The sequence below is a fragment of the Qaidamihabitans albus genome, assembly GCF_016464705.1.
GTDB lineage: Bacteria > Actinomycetota > Actinomycetes > Mycobacteriales > Pseudonocardiaceae > Qaidamihabitans > Qaidamihabitans albus.
In genome coordinates, this window is sequence record NZ_JAEHOB010000030.1 from 22,458 (window position 1) to 28,457 (window position 6,000).

General features: G+C 64.1%; 7 protein-coding genes and 1 pseudogene. 7 read left to right on the forward strand and 1 reads right to left on the reverse strand.

Annotated elements, in window-relative coordinates; translation table 11 throughout:
* Positions 1-79: 79 nt before the first annotated feature.
* The 7 genes from JAP66_RS30980 to JAP66_RS31010 all read left to right on the forward strand — a co-directional run bounded on the left by JAP66_RS30980 (position 80) and on the right by JAP66_RS31010 (position 5,501).
* Entirely contained in the window at positions 80-1,474 is a 1,395-nt protein-coding gene (locus JAP66_RS30980) for an MFS transporter (protein ID WP_199435432.1), read from the forward strand.
* Complete coding sequence (locus JAP66_RS30985; protein WP_199435433.1) at positions 1,471-2,676, forward strand: NAD(P)/FAD-dependent oxidoreductase; 1,206 nt, start codon at positions 1,471-1,473, stop codon at positions 2,674-2,676. The genes JAP66_RS30980 and JAP66_RS30985 overlap by 4 nt, the downstream gene beginning before the upstream one ends.
* 7 nt (positions 2,677-2,683) lie before the next feature.
* Positions 2,684-2,884: a ferredoxin gene (locus JAP66_RS30990; RefSeq protein WP_199435434.1), complete on the forward strand. Its 201-nt coding sequence runs from the start codon at positions 2,684-2,686 to the stop codon at positions 2,882-2,884.
* Positions 2,885-2,916: 32 nt separating this feature from the next.
* On the forward strand, positions 2,917-4,065 hold the full coding sequence (locus JAP66_RS30995) for an amidohydrolase family protein (RefSeq protein WP_199435435.1): 1,149 nt from the start codon (positions 2,917-2,919) through the stop codon (positions 4,063-4,065).
* A gap of 26 nt (positions 4,066-4,091) precedes the next feature.
* Entirely contained in the window at positions 4,092-4,553 is a 462-nt protein-coding gene (locus JAP66_RS31000; RefSeq protein WP_199435436.1) for a Rieske (2Fe-2S) protein, read from the forward strand.
* A 58-nt stretch (positions 4,554-4,611) separates the two neighbouring features.
* Positions 4,612-4,860, forward strand: coding sequence for a hypothetical protein (locus JAP66_RS31005; protein ID WP_199435437.1), 249 nt, complete (start codon positions 4,612-4,614; stop codon positions 4,858-4,860).
* 113 nt (positions 4,861-4,973) lie between these two features.
* Positions 4,974-5,501: a GNAT family N-acetyltransferase gene (locus tag JAP66_RS31010; protein WP_199435438.1), complete on the forward strand. Its 528-nt coding sequence runs from the start codon at positions 4,974-4,976 to the stop codon at positions 5,499-5,501.
* 120 nt (positions 5,502-5,621) lie between these two features.
* Here the strand turns inward: JAP66_RS31010 and JAP66_RS32565 are convergent.
* A pseudogene (locus tag JAP66_RS32565) lies at positions 5,622-5,799 on the reverse strand (IS3-like element IS987 family transposase); the annotation flags it as partial.
* Between the last annotated feature and the right edge of the window lie 201 nt (positions 5,800-6,000).

Here is a 6,000-nt window from a genome sequence, read left to right on the forward strand (position 1 = left end):
TGCTGTTTGCCCGGGTTTGGCGCCGCAACCAATGACGCAAACTCCGGAATAAGTCGACGGCGACTATCAGGAGCGCCCCATGGCGGAAATCACCGGCCCGGTCACGCCTGACTCCGACAGCCATGCCGCTCAGCAGCGGCTGAACCTTGCGAGCCGCCTGGAACGGCTACCCCTCACGCGCTATCAGAAGCGTCTCTTCCTTATCATCGCGACCGCGTGGTTGTTCGACTCGATGGACCTGGCCGCGCTGACGTTCATCCTCGACCCGATCAGCAATGAGTTCGCCTTGACCGGCACGCAGTCCGGTCTGCTGGCGAGCCTGAGCTTCGCAGGAATGGTGGTCGGCGCCAGCACGGCCGGCATGCTTGCCGATCGATTCGGGCGGCGGCCGGTCTTCGTCACAAGCATGCTCTGTTGGGGTTTCGCCAGCCTCGTGGCGGCCATGTCTTGGGACCTGACCTCGCTGCTGGTCTGCCGGTTCTTCATCGGCGTCGGCATGGGTGCGGAATTCCCGGTCGCTCAATCGCTGCTGTCGGAATTCGTACCGGCCAAGTCGCGCGGCAAGTACCTCGGTTTGCTCGAGGGATTCTGGCCCATTGGCTTCATCACATGTGGCGCCGTGTCGCTGCTCGTTGTCCCGGCGTTGGGTTGGCGGGCCATCTACGTCGTCATGTTCGTGCTGTCCCTCTACGCGCTGTACCTGCGCCGAGCGGTACCGGAATCCGCTCGTTGGCATGAATCTCGCGGCCAGTTCGACCAGGCCGAACGAACCATCGAGCACGTCGAAAAGGAGGTCACCAAAGCCTACGGCAAGCCGCTCCCGCCGGCCGGCGAAACCGTGATCCCCGCACAGTCCACGGTTCGGCGTGCCCCGGTGAGGGAACTGATCTCCCGTCCTTACCTACCCAGGACGATCATGACGTGGTCACTGTGGTTCACCGTACTGCTGGGTTACTACGGGATCACCACCTGGCAGAGCAAGTTGCTCGCCGACAGCGGTATGAGCATCGCCGGCTCGATTGGTTTCGTGCTGCTGATGGCGCTGTGGGGTATCCCCGGCTTCCTGACTGCCTCGTTCCTGCTGGAAAAGGTCGGTCGTAAGCCAGTCGTCATCGCTTTCGTGCTGCTGAGCGCGGCCGCGTCCTATGTCTACGGTCTTCAGTCGTCCCCCGCCGGCCTCATCGCGGTCGGCTCGGTGATGCAATTCGTCTACTTCGGCATGTGGTCCGCTCTGTATGCATACACGCCAGAAGTGTTCGCGACGCGGTTCAGGGCAACAGGGTGCGGTACGGCGTCGGCCTTCGGCCGGATCGGTGCCCTCGTCGGTCCTCTGGTCGTGCCGTTCGCACTGACCAACTGGGGCCACACTGCGGCGTTCGCGGTCGCCGGCGCTTCTATGGTCGTAGGTGCGATCGCCGTCGCCGTCCTCGGGCCGGAGACCAAGAACAAGGCTCTCGAAGAGGTATCACGATGACGGCCGAATGGCCTGCCGTGCCCCGTACCGTCAACGGAACCCGACCCGGGAGCGTCGTGGTGGTCGGCGGCGGTACAGCAGCTCATCGCTGTGTCTTCGAGCTACGTCGCAAGGGCTTCCACGGCAAGGTGACTCTTATCAGCAGTGAGCCGTATCCACCTTACGATCGGACGCTGGTTTCCAAAGACATGCTCGCGGACCACACCGCCAACACGGTCGTTCTGTCCGAACGTTCCGAGTATGACTACTGGGACATCGATCTGCGGCTCGAGTTGACGGCTGAATGGCTCGACGTTGAAAACCACTGCCTCGGCCTGTCGGACGGGTCCACTCAGCCATATGAGCGGCTGGTGCTCTGCGTCGGAGGCCGGCCGGCCGTGCCACCAGCGCTCGACGCGCCGGGAGTCATCGTCCTGCGGGATGCCGAACACTCCGCACGTCTGCGCAAGGCCATGGTCGCCGGCCGCCACCTTGTCGTGATCGGTGGCGGATTCATCGGAGGAGAGGTGGCGACAGCAGCGATCGGGCGCGGCCTTCAGGTCACCCTCGTCGAGGCGGCATCGCAGATCCTCGAACCGGTTCTCGGGGACCGAGTCGGCGCACAAGTGGCACAACTCCACCGCGACCACGGTGTCAACGTGCTGACCGGAACACCGGCGAATGCGGTAACCAAGACCAAAGACGGCTTCGAGGTAGCGCTGGACGGCGGCGCCGTGACCGGTGCCGACATCGTCGTGCTCGGCGTGGGCATGGTGCCGAACACCGAATGGTTGCGGGGATCGGGTCTGCACCTCGGCCAGGGTGTCCTGACCGACGAGAATTGCCAGAGTTCGGCGGGCGGCATCTTCGCCGCCGGCGACTGCGCTCGCTGGTGGCATCCCACTTACGCGGAACTGTGCCGTGTCGAACATTGGGACACAGCCGGTCGGCACGGTGCCACGGTGGCCAGCGCCGTCCTCGGCGAACCGCGGAGTTTCGCGCCGTTGCCGTTCTTCTGGTCCGACCAGCACGACGTCCGCTTCCAGTGGGCCGGCCACGCACCGAGCTGGGACGAGGTTCGCGTCGAGGGAGACCGACCCGATCGCTTCGCGGCCCGGTACTTCCGATCCGGAAAGCTGGCGGGCCTGTTCGTCGCGGGCCAGCCACGCGTCTTCGCCCGAGCACGCCGCGAGCTCGTCGAGACAGCAAGCAGGAGGAGGTGAGGAGCCTATGTCCACAGTTCCGGAAATTGACCGCGAGTTGTGCATCGGTTCGGGAAATTGTGTACACCTGGCACGCGGTGCCATCGCATTGGACGAAGAGGGCGTCGCCACGATCGTGGAGGGCGCCTCGGTTACGCCGGACCAGCTCCAGCAAGCCGAGCGGTCGTGCCCGACCGGCGCGATCAGCGTCCTTCAAGGCGATCACTGAACCACTGCTCGACACCTGACAGAGGTATGACTATGACGACGACAGACGCGCTCCCCAAACCAGCCGGCGGCACAGCATCGAACGATCTGCAGGACATCTTGATCGTCGATACCGATGTACACGTCCACGAATCACCCGGAGAGTTGGCACCATACGCCGACATGCCTTGGCGCGTCGCTCTGGAGAACATCAAGAACAACCGGGAAGGCTACCTGGATATCCCGAGCTTCTCGCCCGGTGTCTCCGACGGGAGTTACCAGGCGAAGTGGCCCACCGCTCATGAAGGCGCCCGCATGGTGTGGACTGCAGAGCAGATGCGCCAGGAACTCGACCAGATCAACGTGGATCTGGGCCTGCTGTTCCCGGACCACCTGCTCAAGCTGCCGGTGCTCCCCCAGGTCGATTACGCCTCGGCCATCGCCAGGGCTTACAACAGATGGCTTGTGGAGCGTTGGGCATCGCGCGAGAGGGGGCTGCTCGGCCTCATCGTCGCGTGCAACCACGATCCGGATGACGCCGCTCGCGAAATCCGCCGCTACGCCGACCACCCGGACATCGTCGGGGCGTACCTACCGTGCGCCGGTTTGGACGTACTGTGGGGCAACCGCAAGTACGACCCGATCTACACCGCCGCCCAGGACACCGGAATGCCGCTCCTCCTCCATAGCGTGACGGTTACCCACCCGGTCTTTCCCTTCAACAACCATGCGTTCGACACGGAGCTGGCGCGACACACCACCAGCCACACTTTCTCGATCATGAGCAATCTGGTCGACATGGTCACTCGCGGAACTTTTGTGCGGTTCCCCGAAATCCGATTCGCCGTGTCCGAGGCGGGCGTCTCGTGGATGCCCTGGCTGATGTTGCGCATGGACAAGGAGTATCTCGAACGCAGGCGCGACGTACCGTTCCTGAAGTACCCGCCGAGCCACTACCTCAAGAAGGTATATGTGTGCACGCAGCCCATCGAGGAGCCGGAGAACCTCGAGGACCTCGTTACGCTGATCAACCTGTTCGAGGGCGAGGACCGGACCATGTTCGCCTCCGACTGGCCCCATCACGATTTCGATCATCCCATGAAGATCGACCAGATTCCCTTTTCGGATCAAGCTCGCCGGAAGGTGTTCGGTGAGAACGCTCTGCGATACCTGAACATCGATTCGACGGGGAAGAAGCTCTGACGACGGTGAGCGGAAGGGATACCGCGATGACAGACACGGCCCACAAGCCGGCGCACGCCGAGAACACATTGGTACGGAAGTCCAGCGGTAGTTTCCGAGTGGCTACGGAGCTGGAGCCCGAGAACGGACGCAAGCGCTACCGTCTGGGCAAGGTAGCCGACTTTCCCGAAGGACATCACGAGGTCGTGGTGGTCGGCACACGACAGATCGGGGTCTTCAACATCAAGGGCCGGCTGTACGCGCTGCCGAACATCTGTCCACACCAAACGGGTCCCGTCTGTGAGGCCAAGCTTCTGACGGGGTCTCTGACAGCCGACGAGCGATCTGATTTCAAGCCGCAATGGATCTACGACAAAGAGGTCGTGGTTTGCCCGTGGCATGGCCTGGAGTATCACGTCCCAACCGGTCAGTGCCTCGCGTACGAACACATCAAGATTCGCCGATACAGGGTGGAAACGGCCGGAGACGACATCGTCTTACGCCTCTAGCATCACGGCAACCGGCGAAGGACGGCGACACGCACAGATTCGCGAGCTAAGGAAGCCTATGGCGCACGAAGAATCGTTCCAGGTCGACGACCGCCTCACGGTCCGGGAAGACGATCTCGCCTACCTGGTCGTCCTGGACAACGACGAGGACGACTGGCTGGTCCGCTTCGAGAAGGCGCCCGACTTCGCAGCGCGTGAATGGGCCGAGCATATGGTCGTGACCTACAACGAACGCCTGCGCAGCGAAGATGACGAATACGTCCGGCTGACCGCTCGCCCTCCCAGTTTCGGACCAGGTCCTGGCTGAGGTCGGCTCGACAACACACGGTTGCCTCTGGTCTGCTTTTGATCTTCCGGACACCGAACGCGCTAGGACGGTGAGCGTTTCGGTGCGGCTTCTCCCATGGAAGCATCGGCAGCATGGTCGAGCTCCGAGACGCGACGCAGGCCGACGCCCACGCCATCGCCACCGTGCTGGTGCGATCCTGGCGCGCCGCCTACCGCGGTCTGCTCCCCGACGAGGTTTTGGCCGGCCTGTCCATCCCCGACCGGGAACAGTTCTGGTCGGACGTTCTCACCGCCCGCCCGCTGCACACCCGCGCGGCCGTCACAACGATCGCAGGCGCCATCGTGGGCTTCGCCGCAACCGGTCCACCGCTCGTCCCCGCCGACCGCGCCGACCCCACTCTCGGCGACCTCTACGCGCTCTACCTCGCCCCCGACGTCTGGCGCCGCGGCATCGGCACCCAGCTCCACGCCGCCGCCCTCGACCGGCTCCGATCCTGCGGCTTCACCCACGCCGGCTTGTGGGTTCTCGACACCAACGAACGCGCCCTACGCTTCTACCATCGCCACGGCTGGATCGATACCGGACGTTCCCAGCTCGACCGAGGACCCGGCGGCACCGAGCTGCACGAACGACGACTCCACCGCGACCTGAACGACTGAACCTAGAACCCACGGGCTCTGCCCACACCCGGCAGCGCTCGAAGAGCCAGCAACGGGCGGCAGGACGATCCCGACGGCCTTGATGTGTGGTGATGAACTCGACGATCAGTGACGTGGCCGGTCGATCTCGGCCTGACGCACCCGTCTGCGCGCCGTCTCCGGCGTGCCCACCGCGAGCGGCCCCGCCACCGCGGTCATCGCGGCCCACTCCGACTCATGCTGCCCACGCACCTCACCGAACATACGAACCGCGCTCACGCAGTTCCGGCGGGTGCCTCCGCGATGTCTTCCCTGACATGACCCCATCCTTCCCAGGATCGGAGTCTCCGGACTGACCGGGGCGATTCAACCATCGGCACACGTGCCTCAACGACCATCGGCTCTATCGTCCGCCGTCTGCTAGCTGAGCGAGCCGCCCCTATCGGCTGAGCGGATGCGGACTCCGTGTGCATCCTGTGCGAGCCGCTTCTCATCGGCACGTCCAAACGGCGGACGGCGG

Excerpts from the sequence above, each read along its gene's own strand:
- JAP66_RS31000 (WP_199435436.1), top strand. The coding sequence starts at position 4,092 with ATGACAGACACGGCCCACAAGCCGGCGCACGCCGAGAACACATTGGTA.
- JAP66_RS30990 (WP_199435434.1), top strand. The coding sequence starts at position 2,684 with ATGTCCACAGTTCCGGAAATTGACCGCGAGTTGTGCATCGGTTCGGGA.
- JAP66_RS31005 (WP_199435437.1), top strand. The coding sequence starts at position 4,612 with ATGGCGCACGAAGAATCGTTCCAGGTCGACGACCGCCTCACGGTCCGG.
- JAP66_RS30985 (WP_199435433.1), top strand. The coding sequence starts at position 1,471 with ATGACGGCCGAATGGCCTGCCGTGCCCCGTACCGTCAACGGAACCCGA.
- JAP66_RS31010 (WP_199435438.1), top strand. The coding sequence starts at position 4,974 with ATGGTCGAGCTCCGAGACGCGACGCAGGCCGACGCCCACGCCATCGCC.
- JAP66_RS30995 (WP_199435435.1), top strand. The coding sequence starts at position 2,917 with ATGACGACGACAGACGCGCTCCCCAAACCAGCCGGCGGCACAGCATCG.
- JAP66_RS30980 (WP_199435432.1), top strand. The coding sequence starts at position 80 with ATGGCGGAAATCACCGGCCCGGTCACGCCTGACTCCGACAGCCATGCC.